Below are 16,132 nucleotides of genomic sequence, written 5' to 3'. Positions count from 1 at the left end.
GTCACGCTTTCCGGCGCAGCGCCGTGGCATGGCTGCTCCGGCACCTCCTGCCTGCGCGGGACAACCTCGTGGGCCCCGGGCAGCTGCCACGCATCGGCATACAGCGCATCCTGGTCTGCCGTCCGAATCACCGCTTGGGCAACACGGTGCTGCTCACGTCGCTGATGGGTGAGATCGAGCGCCACTTTCCGGGCGCGGAAGTCGACGTGCTCGGCTCCGGCGAGGCAACCCGCGGCATACTCGGTGGCTTCGCCACGATCGGCGAACTGTTCCTCCTGGACCGTCGCGCGTTGCGGCGCCCACTAGCCAGCTTGCGAACGCTGCGCAGTCTCTCCCGCAAGCACTATGACCTCGTCATCGATGCGGCTTCGGGATCGTCATCCGGACGTCTCGCCGCCGGCATGGCGAAGGCCCGCTATCAGGTACGCGTCGAGGGAAGCGGCGGCGATGCGCCAGTACATTTCGCTGCGCGGCCGGTGCATGCGCTTCGGCGTGCGCTGGGCGAGGCAAGACTCGAGCCCATCCCCACACTCGACCTCCGGCTGTCAGCGGCGGAACGCGAGCGTGGTGCGGCCATGCTGGAACGTGTCCTGCAAAGCGCTCCCGCCAACGATGCCCCGACGCTGGCGATCTTCCCGAACGCGACGGGCCGCAAGCGCCTCGATGCCACATGGTGGCAAACCTTCGTCGACGAGCTCATCCGGCGTGCGGGGCCGTTTCGCATCGTCGAACTCGTGGCGGCAGATGGTCAATCGCGCATCGGCAATGCCTACCCGACCTATTTCACCAGCGATCCACGCAAGCTCGCCGCGTTCATCGATGCCGCCGACACCTATGTGAGTGCCGACTGCGGCGTGATGCATCTGGCGGCCGCGACCCGGGCCATCACGATCGGCATCTTCGGCGCCACCGATCCCGATCGCTATGCTCCCTTCGGCGGACGTAACCTGGGCTTCCGCAGCGATGACGGCTGCCCCCTCGCCGCGGCGATACGCGTCGCCGCTCACCTGCGTCAAAGCACCGCCATGTAACCGAAGCCGCGTACGGTACGGATCGCACCGGGTCCCACTTTCCTCCGCAGGCCATGCATGAGGACTTCGAGCGCGTTCGGGCCCACCTCCGCGTCGCAACCATAGATCGATGTTTCGATCACCTCGCGGCGGACGATCCGACCTGCCCGTTCCACCAGCATCTGCAACAGTGAGAACTCACGACGGGTGAGTTCGATTCGCCGCCCCCCGTAGGTGACTTCCAGGGAACACAGGTTCATCGACAGGTCCCCCAGCTCGATGACGTTGTCGGCGAACCCACGGGCGCGGCGTGCAAGGCAGCGGACACGCGCCGTGAGTTCATCCAGGTCGAAGGGCTTGGTCAGGCAATCGTCGGCACCGGCGTCGAGAATGGCGATGCGCCTTTCGACCACCTCGCACGCCGTCGTGGCCAGCAGCGGCGTACGGATGCCAACGCGGCGGACCTGGCGCAGGATGTCCAGCCCATGGTCCGTGGCAATATCGACGTCGAACAAGGCCAGATCGACATGGCGCAGTCGCAGCGCTTCCAGCAGTTCCGCGCCGCACCGGAGCCACGTCACCGCATACGTCATCTGCCCGAGCACGCGCGCCATGGCGGCGCCGAGCGCCGGATCACCTTCGACGACAATAATGTTTATGACACCCTCCACATGCGAGCCCGGGCGGCTTTCCCGGGTACCGATGATCGCAGGTTGGAGGGCTGGGACGCGCACCGTCCCGGCAAATCGCCGATTCAGCGCTCGAGCAGATCTTCGTGCTGGTTGAGCGTCGGTGCGGCGAAAGGTTCCGGCGCCGGCGTACGGCCGAAATGGATGGGATGATTCACCCCGCGATACTGGCCCACCACGGGATGTTCGAACGTGGCGACAAGGCCCTCCGCGGTCACCTGAGGGTGATCGAACATGTCTTCGATACGACGCGCGGCGGCGCTGGGCACCGCGTCGCCGAAGATAGCTTCCCATTCGAGCGCGCTGTGCGTGGCGAGCGCGTCGTGCAGCCGCGGCACGATCTCGTTGTGGTGCTCGGCACGCTTGCGCACGGTGTCGTAGCGCTCGTCGTCATGCAACGCCTGCAGGCCGGTACGCTCGCACAAGGCCTTCCAGAAATGCGGCGTATTGGCGGAGATGTAGATGTAGCCATCACGCGTGGGATGGATGCCGGTGACCCCGCCCGACCGCATGTCGCGACCGATGTCGAGCGACTCGCCTTCGGCCCATATCATTCGCGCGGATTGCATGGTGAGCGCACTGCGCAGCAGCGAGATGCCGACGTACTGGCCAAGGCCGCTGCGCTCGCGTTCATACAGTGCCGATGACACGCCCGCCGCCAGCAGCGCGGCCGCGTAGTAGTCCACCACCGAGCCGTAGATCACTTCCGGCGGACCGTTGCGCTTGCCCTGCAAGGTGCACATGCCAGTCATCGTCTGCAAGACCTGGTCATAGCCGGCCTTGTCCTTCATCGGGCCGGATTCACCGTAGCCGGTGACCGCGCAATAAATCAGGCGGGGATTGATCAGGTTGAGCCGTTCGTGGTCGATCGCCAACCGTGTCGGCACGCCCGGCCTGAAATTGTGCACGAGCACGTCCGTCTCGCGCACGAGGCGTAACAGCGCGGCGTGATCGGACGGATGCTTCAAGTCGAGCACGATGCCGCGCTTGCTGCGGTTCACGCCGAGGAAGGCCCGGCTCTCGGCGGCCAGCGTCGATGGATACTGGCGCAGGTTATCCCCACCGGGCGGCTCGATCTTGATGACGTCCGCGCCCTGGTCGGCGAGCAGCGTGCAGCCATAGGGGCCGGCGATATAGGCGCTCAGGTCCAGCACCTTCACGCCGGCGAGTGGACCGGACGCTCGGCGGGGGGACGATGTCGACGTTTCCATGTTTGCCTCGGTATCCACAGTTGCCATGTCCCGTTTCCGCGAATCACTTTGCAGCAGGCGGGATGCCCGAAACAGCCCGCTTCGATATGTTCTGGCAGCAGAAAATATTGCTTGAAGATGCAATCAGTCCGCCGGCGCCAGGCCTAGCCATGTGAGCCGCCAGGCCCCATCGTGGCGGCCTCCCGTGGCGAAATACGGCGTGAACCGCAGCGGCGGCCGGTATCCGGGATCGAAGCGCAGCATGGGTTCGCCGTCTTCCCCCCGCTCACATACGAGCCAATCCTCCACCGGCCCTTCCGGCAGCTTCACCGTCTCGCTGGTTTTGAAGCCGTCGACGCGTTCCGTGGCATAGACCAGCGGACCGCAGGTGAAGCCGACGTATTCGAAACGCAGCACTTCCTGCCGCACAGCGCTGCCGTCGGGAGCACGCGATTCCTGCACGTTGCGGTTCGTCGCGTGATGCACCGTCGGCCGGGCGGGAAAGTGCGCCAGGACGCGATCGCCGGTGTGCCACTCGCGCTCGATCGTGGCGTAGCCTCCCGGCACGACCGTTGCGTCGGCTGCCACGCCGTTGACGAGCACGGTGGCGCCCACCGCCCATGAAGGCACGCGAATCCGTAGCCTGAAACGCGCCTCGCGCTCCACCTCGAGATCGATGCGCACGTCGTCCGGATACGGCCAGGCCGTGACCTGCCGAAGCGTGACGCGCCCCGGGGCTTCCAGCGTGGCCATCGATTCGCCGGCACCGAAGAGATTGACATCGAGGGTCGCCGCATCGCGCACGCCCACGGCGATGTCGGGCAGTTCCTCGACGGCCATGGCGCCGCTGGACTTGCAGCAACGCCAATAGGTGGTATGCACGCGGCGGCCGTTGGGAAAGACGTAGTAGCACCAGTCCTCGCCATCGGGCGCCTGTGCGGCAAGGAGGTCGTTGTACGCGGAGCGTTCGATTTCCTCCGCATAGCGCGCCTCGCCCGTGATCGCAAGCAACTCGCGGTTGAGCTGGATCCAGGCCAGGGTCGAACAAGTCTCCACATAGCCTTCCGGGCTGAACGCGCCAGGGGCATTGAAAACCTCGCGCGAACGGTGTGCCACGCCGCCCCAGGGTCCGCCACCGAGCGTCAGGTGGTGATCGCGGATACTGGTCCAGACGTTCTTCACCGCGCGCAGCAGGTCGACTTCGCCAGTGACGCGATGTAGCTTGGCCATGCCGACCATGTTCCAGGCCAGCTGATAGGCCTTGCCCGTGCCGATGAAGGCGGCATCGGTGCCGGCGAGGCTCTGCTTCAGCAATGCAAGCGGCGGGTTCGCATCCGCTTGAGCGAGCACGCATCGGGCCAGTTCGAGATAGCGGGGATCGCCCGTGGCGAGGTGCAGCTCCACGGCGGGATCGAGCAACACGGTCGCCGACATGCCGAAGTGGTTGCCGAGATCCGTGATGTCGATGCCGCCTTCGGTCAGCGTGTGCAGGCACAGGTCGCCGATGCGCCGCGCGCTTTCGAGATAGTGCTCGCCACCCCATTGGCGATGAACCTCGACGAGGCCGAGCATCAGGTAGGCGTGCGTCCAGATGTCCCACGTACGTACGCTCGGTGCGCCATCCCAGCTCACCGGCTTCGGCGGTTGCGGGCGCATGAAGCGCCGCGACGGCGCGTAAGTACCCAGGTAACCGTCGTCTTCCTGCACGGAGACGAGATAATCGGCCACGCGAAGCACGCTGGCACGCAAGGCCGCGTCACCGCTGCGCGCCGCGGCACGCGTCGCCGCCACCAGCCACTTGCCCGCATGCTCTCCATACCAGTCGCCTTCCTCGTTCGATGCGCGGCGTTCCGGCGCGAACAGAGCGATCGCGGGGCTTCTTTCATCGACGATGAAATGCGACAGCCGGCCGCGAAGGTTCGCGGCCAGGGCATCGCCGAGAAGGCCATCCAGGCGGGTACGCACCTTCATGCGGCGTCGACCACGCAACGAAAGCCGATGCAGCCGGAGCGGTCCTTGCACGGGGCCATCAACAGGTACTTGCCATGCTGGTCGAGGCGATAGGCCTGCGGAAAGTACCAGTGCGAGGTCTGCGGTTGATAGGAACTGCCTCCGCGCAGGATCGCGCTCCTCGTATGCTCGTCCTCGTATTCGTCCGTCCACTGCCAGACGTTGCCGACGAGGTCGAGCACGCCGAACGGACTGGCCGCCGCGAGAAACGCGTCGACGTCCGCCGGCGCGCGCAACGTGCGCCCGCGATTCGGCATGGGCACACGGTCGTCGCGCCAGTCGTCGCCCCAGGGATAGTGCCGGCCATCGCCGCCCTGGGCGGCGTACTGCCACTCCCATTCGTGCGGCAGCCGCTTGCCGGCCCATGCGGCATACGCACGTGCGTCCTCCAACGCCACCCAGGTGACGGGCTTGTTTTCCCAACCGGCAGGCGGCTTGCCATTACGCCAATGGCGAAGGAAATGGTGTTCGTCGGCCGGTGCCCAGCCACTCTCGGCGAGGAAGACGGCGAATTGCGCATTGGTGACCGGTGTGCGGTCGATGTGGAACGGCTCGATCGGCATACGGTGACGGTGGCCGCGGCGGGGGCTCGATTCCCAGGGATACTGGACATCGTTGCCTTCCCACGTTTGCCCTTCGATCTCGACGCCGCCGACGACGAAGTCGAACACACCGCCCGGCACCGGCACCATGCCGTGCGGCGGGGAGGATTGCGGCAGTGTCCGGGCGATGGGGACCTGGCGTTGTGGCAGGCTGCGCCAGGTGGATGAGAGCGAGGCCAGTGGCGTGGCCGCAGCGGCACGCATGTCCGCGAGGAAGTCGTCGAGGCCATCCACGGACGCGCCTGCGCGCAACGCCAGCACGGCGCCGAAACCGCGGCCTTCAAGGGCCATGCCCAGCACCGCCCTTCCCTCTTCCATGCGCGGTTTCAGTGCCACGCCATTCCACAGGTCGTAGTACCGCGTTCCTTCGGCATGGGGAACGGCCAGTTGCTCGCCATCGATGATGTACTCGTTGCGATTGACGACCGTCCACACCGTATAGGCTTCCACCGGGAAGCGGCTGGCGAAGACGCCCGCTTGCAGGGTCCGTTCGTAGGGCCGCCAATCCATGCTCACCATCGCGGGGGCGAAGCGGCGTTCGATGCGGGCGATGCGTCGAAGCGATTCGGCATCGCGTGGCGTGAACTGGTTCCAGATACCCCAGACGTTCTCCCAGGCGTTGTAACCGATGCCGTTGAAGAAGATGTATTGCAGGTCGTGGTTGCGGTCGCGGCCCCAGCGGTTCTCGTAGTTGATCATGTGCCGCGGTTCGAGCCACTTGAACTTGGCGACGGGAGGAATAGCCTCGTTGGGCGCCTTCTTGCCCCAGCTCTGTACGTTCCAGATCAACTGCTCCTCGGCGCTGATCGTCGATTCCGGCTGCAGCACGACAGGATGGCCCACGGCGTCGCAGGCATCGAAGAAGGCACGTGGTACGCCGTTGTAGGTATCGCCGTTGACGCCATCGGCACCCACCGCTTCGACCAGTCCGGCCATCGTCCGCCAATCGTTTTCTTCCGGCGGCCGCGTGCCGTGATCCCAGGGCATGGTGGGCAGGAATACGCGCACGCCTCGCCGGTGGAAGTCATCCACCGCGGAGCGCAGCCCCTCCAATCCACCGGGAAGGTCGAAAGCGAGATCGGTCTTGTTGCGGTCGTCGACGCCGATGTTCGGATAGACGAACCAGATCAGCACGCTGTCGATGCCGCCGAAGCGTGCCTCGAGATCGTCCAGGTACCGGTCGACCGTGTAGCGCCCCGCCACTGGATCGTAGAAGTAGCGGTCCTCCACCATCATCTGCGCGTGGACGAAGTTACGCTGTGCCCACTGCAACTCCGGGCGGCGGTAGTTGGCGTCGTCGTAGCCGATCCGCACGAGGTGCTCGCGGCGCCAGTCGGCCAGTTCGCGGACCCAGTCGTCCGCGCTGCCGTCGACATCCATCTTCCAGTGACCTATCTCGGCGAATGGCCAGCCGGGCGCCTTGCCGGGCGTGGGAAGGTAGCGTCCCGTGGTGACATGGGAAAACTTGAACTCGTGGATCACCCGGGGGGTATCGTCACGGTCGTCAGGCGGTGGATTCATGGGCGGGCGCGGCGTGAAGGTCATGGAAGGGCATGGTAGACGAGGTCGTAGAAAGGCCGCGCGAGGCGCGGGAGATCCTTGCCGCCGTCGTTGCGAGGAAGGTGTTGCAGCAGAAGGATCGCCACGAGGTGTTCGCGTGGATCGATCGTATACGTGGTGGAGGCGGCGCCTGCCCAGCCATACTGGCCCACCGAGCCCGGCTGGCCGCGCCGTGCCGGGTCGATCACGACGTAACCGCCGATGCCGAAGCCCTCGCCCGCGTTGAACGGGGTGACCGGTGGATCGAGCATGCCCAGGTGGTTGCTCATCATCAGTTCCACCGTCTTCCTCCCCAGCAGGACACGATCGCCCGCGCGGCCTCCGTCGAGCAGCATCAGGGCGAAACGGGCGTAGTCGTCCGCTGTGGAGTACAGGCCACCGGCCCCACTCGTGTAGCGATTCAGTGACTCACCGGGATGGCGGGCGCTGGAACTCGTGTCCAGCGCGAGCCGGCCGTCGTTGCCCATCCGGGTCAGATCCACGATCCGGCCGCGCTTGGCGGGCGCTACGGAGAACGCGGTATCGCGCATGCCCAGCGGAACGAAGATCCGTTCACTCAGGAAGTCGGCGAAGGGCTTTTTCGCCACCACCTCGACCACCCGGGCGACGAGTTCCAGCGAAGCCCCGTCATAACCGAAACGCGTACCGGGATCGGCGGCGAGCGGCACCCGGCTCATCCGCCCGGCGAAGCCGGCGAGATCATCGGCGGCATGGGGATCGATGCGTTCCATGGCCGCCACGGCCAGACGGTCACCTGGCAATCCGGCGGGATACCCGGCGGTATGCGTCAGCAGGTCGTGCAGGGTGACACGGCGCGAGGCCTCCCTGAGCAGGGGAGATTCGGCACTGCCGCCTGTCATGACCCTGGGCGTGTCGAATCCGGGCAAGAAATCCGACACCGGCTGGTCGAGCGATACCTTGCCCTCCTCCACCAGCATCATCAGCGCAACCGACGTCACCGTCTTGGTCATCGAATAGATGCGGAAGATCGCGTCACGCCGCATCGGCCGGCGGCGACCGAGGTCCTCGTCACCGTAGACACCGACGTCGACCACCTGCCCCTTGTGGACGATGAGGCTCACGCCGCCGAGATATCCGGTGCTCGACGTCGCGTCACGCAGGAAGGCATGCAGCGTCTCCAGCCGTGCCGGCGACCACGTCTCGCCCGCCCATGCCGGAGCGACGGCGAGGACGCAGGCCAACAGGGCCGCCCGAACGGCACGGCCCCCGTGGAAACGCCATCGCCTCACAAGGTGATGGTGTAGGTGAGCGAGGTGACGCGACCGCGGCCGGCCCAGTAGTTCTGGTAACCCGCCAGTTGCGACCAGCTGAGGATGTATTGCTTGTCGAGCAGGTTCTCGACACCGAGCGAGAGCTTGCCGTAGCGCTCCAGGCTGTAGTTCACGCCCAGGTCCCACAAGGTATAGCCGTGCGTCCGCTCGTCGTAGCTGAAGGTCGCGCCGTCATAGGCACGCACGTCGTGACCGGATACATGGCGACCGAAGAGCGAGGTGGCACCGAGCGTGGCGTCGCCACGCGCCGAGTAGTTCCAGGTGACCGAATACGCCAGCTTGTCCGGGTTGATGTCGAGCACGCCCAGGGGCTTGTTCAGGCTGCCCGCGCCGAATCGTCCCGCGGGGTCCGCCGACCAGAAGGCGGTGCGGCCCGTGATGTGCGAGTAGATCCCGTTCACTTTCCAGGCGTCGTTGAAGCGCCACTCGCCGGTCACTTCCGTGCCTTCGATACGGACCGGTGCTCGCGAGAGGATGAAGTCGGTGGTGTGCGGGTCCACGGCGAGCGAGGAACCGAACGGCGACTTCGAGATGTAGTGCGTCGCACCGAACGCGCCATTGTCGCCGCGCCAGTTGAAGCCGAATTCGTTGTTCTTGTAGATGATCGGCTCGAGGTCGCGGATGCGGCTGACCGACTGGCCCGGCGTGCTGATGTTGCGCAGTGGGATGCCGATGTTCGGCAGCGTGAACCCTTCGCTGTACGAGGCGAACACCGACCATTCGTCGCCGATGCGCCAGATGCCGCCGATGTTGCGCAGGTTTTCCTTGTAGTTGAGCTTGCCGCCCTGCACGAACACGCGGTTGCGGTAATAGGTGGTGGTGTAGCTGTCGACCGTGAGGCGATCGCTTTCCCGGCGATAACCACCGCTGATCGTCAACGGGCCGATGTCGTAGGACAGCTGCGCATAGGGCGCCACGCTGTTGTAGATCATCGGCGGCACCCACAGGCGGCCGGTCAAGGCCAGGCGCTGCTGTGCCTCGTCACGCGCCACGTCGACACCGGTGTGCAGTTCGAGGCCGGTCACCAGGAAATCCGGGCGCGTCCACGAGGTACGGATGCCGCGCTTCTTCGCGGTGATCTCGGACTGATCGTACAAGGTGTTCAGCGGTGCGATCAGCGGGTCCTGCTTGTCCTCGGTGTTCTCGGGCAGGTAGCGCATGGCCTGGTCGGCCTTGTACACGTTGATGTCCAGCGAACCACCCAGGACGTTCTTGTTGGTGTATTCGAGCGAGTACTGCTTGAAGTCGTTGAAGGCGTCCTTCGAACCGAAGATGTGGCCCTTCTCGGAAGTGTTCGTCCGCGGCACGTCGCACGGCGGGTCGTCGGTCGGGCCGCGGCAACCCAGCACCTGCACGTAATCGCCCTTGCCCTGGATCTTGAACTTGCTGAAGGTGGCCTGGATGCGCTGGTCGTCGTTCTCGCCGAAGTTGTAGCCGAGCTTGGCGAACAGATTGCTCGAGGTGGAGTCGGCGAGCGAGCCCGACGTGTTCAGGCCGATGCGCCTGCCGTTGCCGTCGTAGGTGATGCCACGGTCGATATACGACCCGGACAGCAGCACGTCGTAGCTGCCCTGCTTGCGGGAGAAGGTCACGCCGGTCTTCCAGCCGCCGCTGTCCGACTTGCCTTGGGTCTGGTAGCGCGTGGTGATCGTCGTCTCGTTGCCTTCCTTGGTCGGCGTCTTCGAGATGTAGTTGATGATGCCGCCCGCCGCACCGATGCCTTCGGAGGCGGATGGCCCGTTGATGACTTCCACGCGGCCGACGATGCCCATGTCGGTGAAGGTGCCGTTGCGCGTGCCTTCGCGCAGCGGCGAACCCTGGGGCACGCCGTCGAACAGGCGCAGCGGAATGCGGCCACGCAAGGTCTCACCCGTGTTGCTCATCGCCTGCGACGACTCGGCATAGCCTGGCACCGAACGCGCCAGCACGGCCGTCGCATCCTCGGTCACCAGCAGCGTATGCGCGATCTCCTCCTTGTTCACGACCGTGATCGCGCCGGGAATCTCGTCGACCGCCTTCGGCGTGCGCGTGCCGGTGACGATCACCTGGTCGAGGTCGGTCGGCTCGGCCGGCTTGTCGGATTTCTTCTTGGCGGCCTTCGGCGCATCGCCGGCGGCCGGTGCCGCGGCATCCTGCGCGAGTGCGCTCGTGGCGAACAGGGAGACCAGCAGGATGCTGCCGATCGCGGAGGAAAGTGGTTTGATCATGTCGGGTCCGTGGATGCCGTTGGTACGGATCGCCCAGGCGGGCGAGTGCGGCGCGAGCGCCGATGACGACGCGCCTGACGGTAGCTGCTGTTGCGGTTGGCGACGCCCTCCCCGGCGTCCCAATGACCTGGGTTTCGTTGATGGCGAATCTATGCGCTTCGCCCTTGCCGAGAAACCGACGGCGGGTATGTTCAGAGACTAGTTTTTGTTGCTTACGAACCAAGCAAAACTATGCGGCGACGCAACATCGCCGACATCTTCATCGTGCGAGCGCTGACGCCGACGCCATGGCCTTGCGGCCTTCCTGCAACAACACGGTGACCAGGCGCACGCGCACGCTAGAGCGCGACCACACGATGCCGATACGCCTCGGCTCCGACGGCTGGGGCAATGGCAGGCGCACGAGGTCGAGTCCTTCCGGCCAGGGCTTTGCCCAGTCGGGAACCAACGACACACCCAGGCCGCGGTCGACCATCACGGCTATCGCGTTCAACGCGTTCAACTCGAAGCGCTCGCGCGGCACGATACCATTCGCGCGAAGGTAGTCGTCCGCCTGGCGGCCGCCCCATTGGTTACGGTCGTAGCGAATCAGTGGCTCGCTGGCGAGAAGGTCGTGCGGATCGCGCGCCGCCATCGAACGCGGTGCCAGTACCACGAGAGGCTCCTCGCGCAGAAGTTGCCACTCGCACGTCTTGGGCAGCGGGAACGGGGCCTGCAATACCACGGCCGCGTCGAGATCGCCCGCTTCCACGTCGCGGTACAGGTCCACCGAATAGCCCGGCTTGATGAATACGTTGATCCGGGGAAAGGTGTCCACCATGCGCGCGAGGATGTCCGGCAGCATGCCCGCCAGCGCCGTCGGGCATGCGCCCAGGCGCAACTCGCCCGATACCCCGCTCTCGTTGGCGACGCTGCGCAGGTCGGCCACGTTGCGCAGCAGGTCGCGCGAACGCTGGAGGATGCGCGAACCTTCCTCGGTGACGCTCACCGTACGCCCCACGCGCGCGATGAGGGTGGCCCCGATCTCGCGTTCAAGTGTCCGGATTTGCTGCGCCACGGCAGCGGGCGTGATATTCAGCAGTCGCGCCGCCGCCGCCATGGAACCGTGGTCGGCCACGGTGATGAAGGTATGGAGGAACTGGGTTTCCACGGGATCTCGCCGGCGCTGGTCAGAGGAAGACCATGGTAGGTCATCCCTTGCGCGATTCGCGATGGATCGTCAGGCCCTCGAGCGAGCGGGTCGGCGCGGGGAAGAACAGACTGGCCACGTAGCCGATCACGATGCAGAGGAAGATAGAGATCGCCAGGTAGAAGTACGGATGCACGAGCCGGAACGCCCAGGCCACGAGGGTAAGCGCGGTGCTGCCGGCGATCCCGATCGCCACCCCCGGGGAATTGGCGCGCCGGGTGAACATGCCCAGGGTGTACGCGCCTGCGAAACCGCCGCCCAGCAGTCCGGCCAGTTCGATCGACACGTCGAACAGCGAATGCACATCGAAGCGCGACAGCAGCAGGGCCAGCCCGATACCCACCAGGCCCACCGCGATCGTGCTGACTTCGGCGAAGACCACGCTTCGCTTGGGCGACGGGTTCTTCACCAGGCGCTCGTAGAAGTCCACCGAGACCAGCGTCGCCACGCTGTTCATGATGCCCGATAGCGTCGCCATGGCCGCCGCGAAGATACCCGCGACGATGAGGCCGGTGACACCCATCGGCAACTCCGCGGCGATGAACAACGGGAACGTCGCGTCGATCGGCAGCAGGGGGTTCATCCGCTCGGGGTGCGCCTTGTAGTAGACGAACAGCGCGGTACCGATCATGTAGAAGACGAAACCTCCCGGGATCATGATCGCCGCGAACGCCCAGATCGAGCGCCCCGCCTCCTTGTCCGATGGCGTGGACAAGGTGCGCTGCATCAGCACCTGGTCCTTCGGAAATGTCAGCACGACGTCGAACAGCACGAGGAAGATGAAGCCCCATACCGTGGCCTTGGTCAGGTCGAAGCTGAAGTCGAGCAGGTGGAACTTGTGGTCGGCCATGGCCGTATGCACGAATTCGCCCATGCCACCGTGCAGGTGCCAGATGATGAAACCGATGGCGAAGATCGCGCCACCCATCTTGACGATCACCTGGACGACGTCCGTCCAGATCACCGCCTTCATGCCGCCCATGGCGGTGTAGACGATCGTGAAGCCGCCCATCAGGATCACGCTCAAGGTGGTGCTGATCCCGGTGATGGTGGCGATCGCGAGCGCCGGCAGGAACAGGATCACGCTCATCCGGCTGCCGAGCTGGGTAAGGATGCACAGGGCGCTGGCGATCATCCGGATCGCCGGATGGAAGCGCGTTTCCAGGTACGAGAAGACCGACATCAGGTCGAGCCTGCGCAAGAGCGGCACGATCCACACGGCGACGAACATCAGGCCGAACACGGCGATGAGGTTGTTCGTCATGTACTGCCAGTTGCTTTCGAAGGCCTTGGCGGGAATCGCGATGAAGCTGATCGAGCTGGTGTTGGCCGCATAGAGGCTGATGCCCGCTGCCCAGAAGGGAATGCTGCGGCCACCGACGAAGAAGCTGGAGGTGGAGTTGCGTTTCTCGCGCAGGTAGAAGTAGAGGCCGATGCCGATCATCCCGGCCAGGTAGGCCACGATCACCAGCCAGTCGAGCCAGCGCAGCAGCAGCTTGCCCGACTGGACCTGGGCGGACGCCACCGCCGTGCGGCCATCGATCGCGCTCGCCCAGAGCACGCCGTCCTGCCAGGGCGCCATGGCCACCGGCCGCACGAAGTCGACACCCGGCAGGCATGCCCACGATTGCGTGACCACCTGGTAGGTCATCGCATGCGCGGTGTCCGACGCGTCCGCGACGAGGTAGAGGATGTTGGCCTGCCCCAGCGCCCTCGCCATGCCCGGAAGCACCGTTCCCGGCACGTCGCCACGGTGAGTCCATACGCCTTCGGGCGACCGGCGCCACACGGAACCACCCGCCGTGACGAAGATGCCCGCGCCCTGTACCGCCAGCGAAGTCGCCGCGGCGCGGGAAGGCCATCCGCCGATGGATGACCATGCGGGCCGGGCCGCATCGGCATCGAGGCGCCAGATGCGTGGCGCGCCGTTCGACATGCCTGCGATGAAAACGGAGGTACCCGCGAACGCGGGCGTGACTTCGGACAAGGGTTCGGGCGGCGTTGGCAACGGGCGTACTTCGAGGCCGCCGGCGCCCAGGGACAAGCGAACCACGCCGCTCACGCGCCCGGCGTCGAGCTGGGTCGCATAGGCGCGCGCACCGTCACCGAACACGACCGCCAGTCCGCCAGGAGGCTGTCCGGCCGCCCAGGATAGCGGCACCCACGCCGCCTTGCCCTGGTCGAGCAGCCACGCCTTCTTGTCGACGATGGCCAGGACGCGGCCGTCCAGCGTGGCGAGACCCTGGATCGCGCCGCCCGCCGGTACCGGCGGTAACGCATCGCTACGCAACGGAGTCAAGGCATCCGCGCGAGCGAGGCCAGGCACGCCGGTCGCACATGCGACCGCGAGCACCAAGACACGGAGCCACATCGCAACGTAACGCATGCCCCTCACCCGAGCGACGCCAGGAGAGCTTCCGCCCGCTTCACGAAAGGCAGGTCGATCATCCGCCCGTCCAGCGCGAAGGCGCCGTGTCCCATGCGCGCGGCCTCGGCCGCCGCGGCCACCACGCGGCGTGCGTGTACGATGTCCTCGGGCGTGGGCGCGAATACCTCGTTGGCAAACGCCACCTGGCGCGGGTGGATACAACTCTTGCCGATGAAGCCGAGCCGGCGGGACATGCGTGCTTCAGCCCGATAGCCGTCGGCGTCGTCGATCGCGGCAAATGCCGCGTCGACGGCGAACACACCGGCGGCGGCCGCCGCCATCTTCACGGCGAACATGGCGGCATGCACGGCCGCGGCATCGCCGCGATCGATGCCATGCGGTTCGAACAGGTCCGCAAGCCCCAGTTGCAGGCCAGCGACACGGGGATGCGCCACCGCCATCGCGGCAGCGTGCTCCAGTCCCCTGGGCGTTTCCACGTTTACCAGCAGGCCGACCGGTGTCTCGCGCGCACCGTCGGATTCGACCCGTTCCAGGGCCGCGACCACCGCGCGTACCTCATCGGCGGATTCGAGCTTCGGCACGTTGAGCAAGGCCAGCCCCGGCACGACCACGGCGCGAAGATCGTCTTCGAACCAGGAGGTATCCGGCGCATTGACACGTACGATGGCAAGCTTTGCCGCCTGACGCATCGCCGGCGATGCGACGAAGGCGGCCACGTCGTCACGGGCGCGGGTCTTCGCTTCCGCCGGGACGGAATCCTCCAGGTCGAACGACAAGGCATCGGCGGGACCCGCCAGTGCCTTGTCGAAGAGCTCCGGACGCCCGCCGGGCACGAACAACTTGCTGCGCATGGATCCCCCGCCGACGCCGACACTCCGATGACCCGGGATTCTGCGGCATCGGACATGCGCCAATCGAGCCGGGTACGCACGTTCTAACGATAGGATTCCTATCTTGCTGCGAAGCACAAGACCGTCAGACGGCGTGGTACTCCCGGTACCAGCGTACGAAGCGGGCGACACCTTCCTCCACGGACACCTGCGGCACGTATCCCGTGGCGTCACGTAAATCGCTCACGTCGGCCGCCGTATCCGGCACGTCGCCCGCCTGCAGGGGAAGGAGTTCCATCACGGCCTTGCGGCCAAGGCATTCCTCGATGCGCTCGATGTAGGCAAGCAGTTCCACTGGCTGCTCGTTGCCGATGTTGAACAGGCGGAACGGCGCCACGCCGCTGGAGGAAGGATCGGGCGACATGGCGTTCCAGTCCACATCGGCGGAAGGCGGGCGGTCGAGACAACGGATCACACCTTCGACGATGTCGTCGACATACGTGAAGCTGCGCTGGTGGCACCCGTGATTGAACACCTTGATCGGCTCGCCTCGCAGGATCGCCCGGGTGAACAGGAACAGCGCCATGTCCGGCCGTCCCCAGGGCCCGTACACGGTGAAGAAGCGCAGGCCCGTGCACGGCGTGCCATACAGGTGGGCGTAGCTGTGCGCCATCTGCTCGTTGGCTTTCTTCGTTGCCGCATAGAGCGTCAGCGGATGTTCGGCGGAACGGTGCTCCGAAAAAGGCATGGCCCGGTTGGCGCCATACACCGAACTGGTGGAGGCGAATACCAGGTGTTCCACCGCATGCATGCGGCAGCCTTCGAGCACGTGCAGGAATCCGGTCACGTTGCTCGAAACGTACACATGGGGGTTCTCGGCCGCGTAGCGCACGCCGGCCTGCGCGGCGAGGTGCACCACGCGCCGGGGGCGGTGCTCCGCGAACAACGACTCCATCGCGCCGCGATCGGCGATGTCGGCATGTACGTGCGTGTAGCGCGGATCGTTACGAAAACGATCCAGGCGTGCCTGCTTCAGCGTCACGTCGTAGTAGTCGTTGAGGTTGTCCACGCCGACCACCTCGTCGCCCCGCGCCAACAGGCGCATCGCCACGTGCGAGCCGATGAAGCCCGCCGTGCCCGTCACGAGTATCTTCATCGACGGTC

Annotated in this window: 11 protein-coding genes; 1 reads left to right on the top strand and 10 read right to left on the bottom strand. The window is 65.8% G+C overall.

Features of this window, described 5'->3' with window-relative positions; translation table 11 throughout:
- Nucleotides 1-23: 23 nt before the first annotated feature.
- The gene (locus tag J2T07_RS13170) at nt 24-1,031 is read left to right on the top strand and encodes a glycosyltransferase family 9 protein (protein ID WP_306850540.1); all 1,008 of its coding nucleotides are present in this window, start codon (nt 24-26) and stop codon (nt 1,029-1,031) included.
- Here J2T07_RS13170 and J2T07_RS13165 read toward each other — a convergent pair.
- From J2T07_RS13165 to J2T07_RS13120, 10 genes are all read right to left on the bottom strand, one after another.
- Nucleotides 1,013-1,744 (bottom strand): response regulator, encoded by a 732-nt coding sequence (locus tag J2T07_RS13165; RefSeq protein ID WP_306850539.1) that lies wholly within the window; start codon nt 1,742-1,744, stop codon nt 1,013-1,015. The two genes, J2T07_RS13170 and J2T07_RS13165, sit on opposite strands and share 19 nt — an antisense overlap.
- Before the next feature lie 20 nt (nt 1,745-1,764).
- Complete coding sequence (locus J2T07_RS13160) at nt 1,765-2,910, bottom strand: CaiB/BaiF CoA transferase family protein (RefSeq protein WP_306850538.1); 1,146 nt, start codon at nt 2,908-2,910, stop codon at nt 1,765-1,767.
- 123 nt (nt 2,911-3,033) lie between these two features.
- Nucleotides 3,034-4,860, bottom strand: coding sequence for a glycoside hydrolase family 127 protein (locus J2T07_RS13155; protein ID WP_306850537.1), 1,827 nt, complete (start codon nt 4,858-4,860; stop codon nt 3,034-3,036).
- On the bottom strand, nt 4,857-7,022 hold the full coding sequence (locus tag J2T07_RS13150) for a formylglycine-generating enzyme family protein (protein ID WP_306850536.1): 2,166 nt from the start codon (nt 7,020-7,022) through the stop codon (nt 4,857-4,859). Before J2T07_RS13150 ends, J2T07_RS13155 begins: the two co-directional genes overlap by 4 nt.
- Before the next feature lie 20 nt (nt 7,023-7,042).
- Nucleotides 7,043-8,263, bottom strand: a complete 1,221-nt coding sequence (locus J2T07_RS13145) for a serine hydrolase domain-containing protein (protein ID WP_306850535.1) — start codon at nt 8,261-8,263, stop codon at nt 7,043-7,045.
- Nucleotides 8,264-8,307: 44 nt separating this feature from the next.
- A complete protein-coding gene (locus J2T07_RS13140; protein WP_306850534.1) occupies nt 8,308-10,560 on the bottom strand; it encodes a TonB-dependent receptor in 2,253 nt (750 codons plus the stop codon).
- Between the two features lie 259 nt (nt 10,561-10,819).
- On the bottom strand, nt 10,820-11,710 hold the full coding sequence (locus J2T07_RS13135) for a LysR family transcriptional regulator (protein WP_306850533.1): 891 nt from the start codon (nt 11,708-11,710) through the stop codon (nt 10,820-10,822).
- A gap of 40 nt (nt 11,711-11,750) precedes the next feature.
- Nucleotides 11,751-14,135 (bottom strand): sodium:solute symporter family transporter, encoded by a 2,385-nt coding sequence (locus tag J2T07_RS13130; RefSeq protein ID WP_306850532.1) that lies wholly within the window; start codon nt 14,133-14,135, stop codon nt 11,751-11,753.
- Nucleotides 14,136-14,140: 5 nt separating this feature from the next.
- Complete coding sequence (locus J2T07_RS13125; RefSeq protein WP_306850531.1) at nt 14,141-14,989, bottom strand: HpcH/HpaI aldolase/citrate lyase family protein; 849 nt, start codon at nt 14,987-14,989, stop codon at nt 14,141-14,143.
- Nucleotides 14,990-15,113: 124 nt separating this feature from the next.
- Nucleotides 15,114-16,124: an NAD-dependent epimerase gene (locus tag J2T07_RS13120; RefSeq protein ID WP_306850530.1), complete on the bottom strand. Its 1,011-nt coding sequence runs from the start codon at nt 16,122-16,124 to the stop codon at nt 15,114-15,116.
- Between the last annotated feature and the right edge of the window lie 8 nt (nt 16,125-16,132).

The organism is Luteibacter jiangsuensis (assembly GCF_030812295.1).
GTDB classification, from domain to species: Bacteria; Pseudomonadota; Gammaproteobacteria; order Xanthomonadales; family Rhodanobacteraceae; genus Luteibacter; species Luteibacter jiangsuensis_A.
Note: the sequence above shows the minus strand (reverse complement) of the source record. Positions and strands in the feature narration are given on the sequence as shown.

What these genes read in the sequence shown, in the direction of transcription:
- J2T07_RS13130 (WP_306850532.1), bottom strand. Translation starts at nt 14,135, where the DNA reads ATGCGTTACGTTGCGATGTGGCTCCGTGTCTTGGTGCTCGCGGTCGCA.
- J2T07_RS13120 (WP_306850530.1), bottom strand. Translation starts at nt 16,124, where the DNA reads ATGAAGATACTCGTGACGGGCACGGCGGGCTTCATCGGCTCGCACGTG.
- J2T07_RS13125 (WP_306850531.1), bottom strand. Translation starts at nt 14,989, where the DNA reads ATGCGCAGCAAGTTGTTCGTGCCCGGCGGGCGTCCGGAGCTCTTCGAC.
- J2T07_RS13155 (WP_306850537.1), bottom strand. Translation starts at nt 4,860, where the DNA reads ATGAAGGTGCGTACCCGCCTGGATGGCCTTCTCGGCGATGCCCTGGCC.
- J2T07_RS13140 (WP_306850534.1), bottom strand. Translation starts at nt 10,560, where the DNA reads ATGATCAAACCACTTTCCTCCGCGATCGGCAGCATCCTGCTGGTCTCC.
- J2T07_RS13150 (WP_306850536.1), bottom strand. Translation starts at nt 7,022, where the DNA reads ATGAATCCACCGCCTGACGACCGTGACGATACCCCCCGGGTGATCCAC.
- J2T07_RS13160 (WP_306850538.1), bottom strand. Translation starts at nt 2,910, where the DNA reads ATGGAAACGTCGACATCGTCCCCCCGCCGAGCGTCCGGTCCACTCGCC.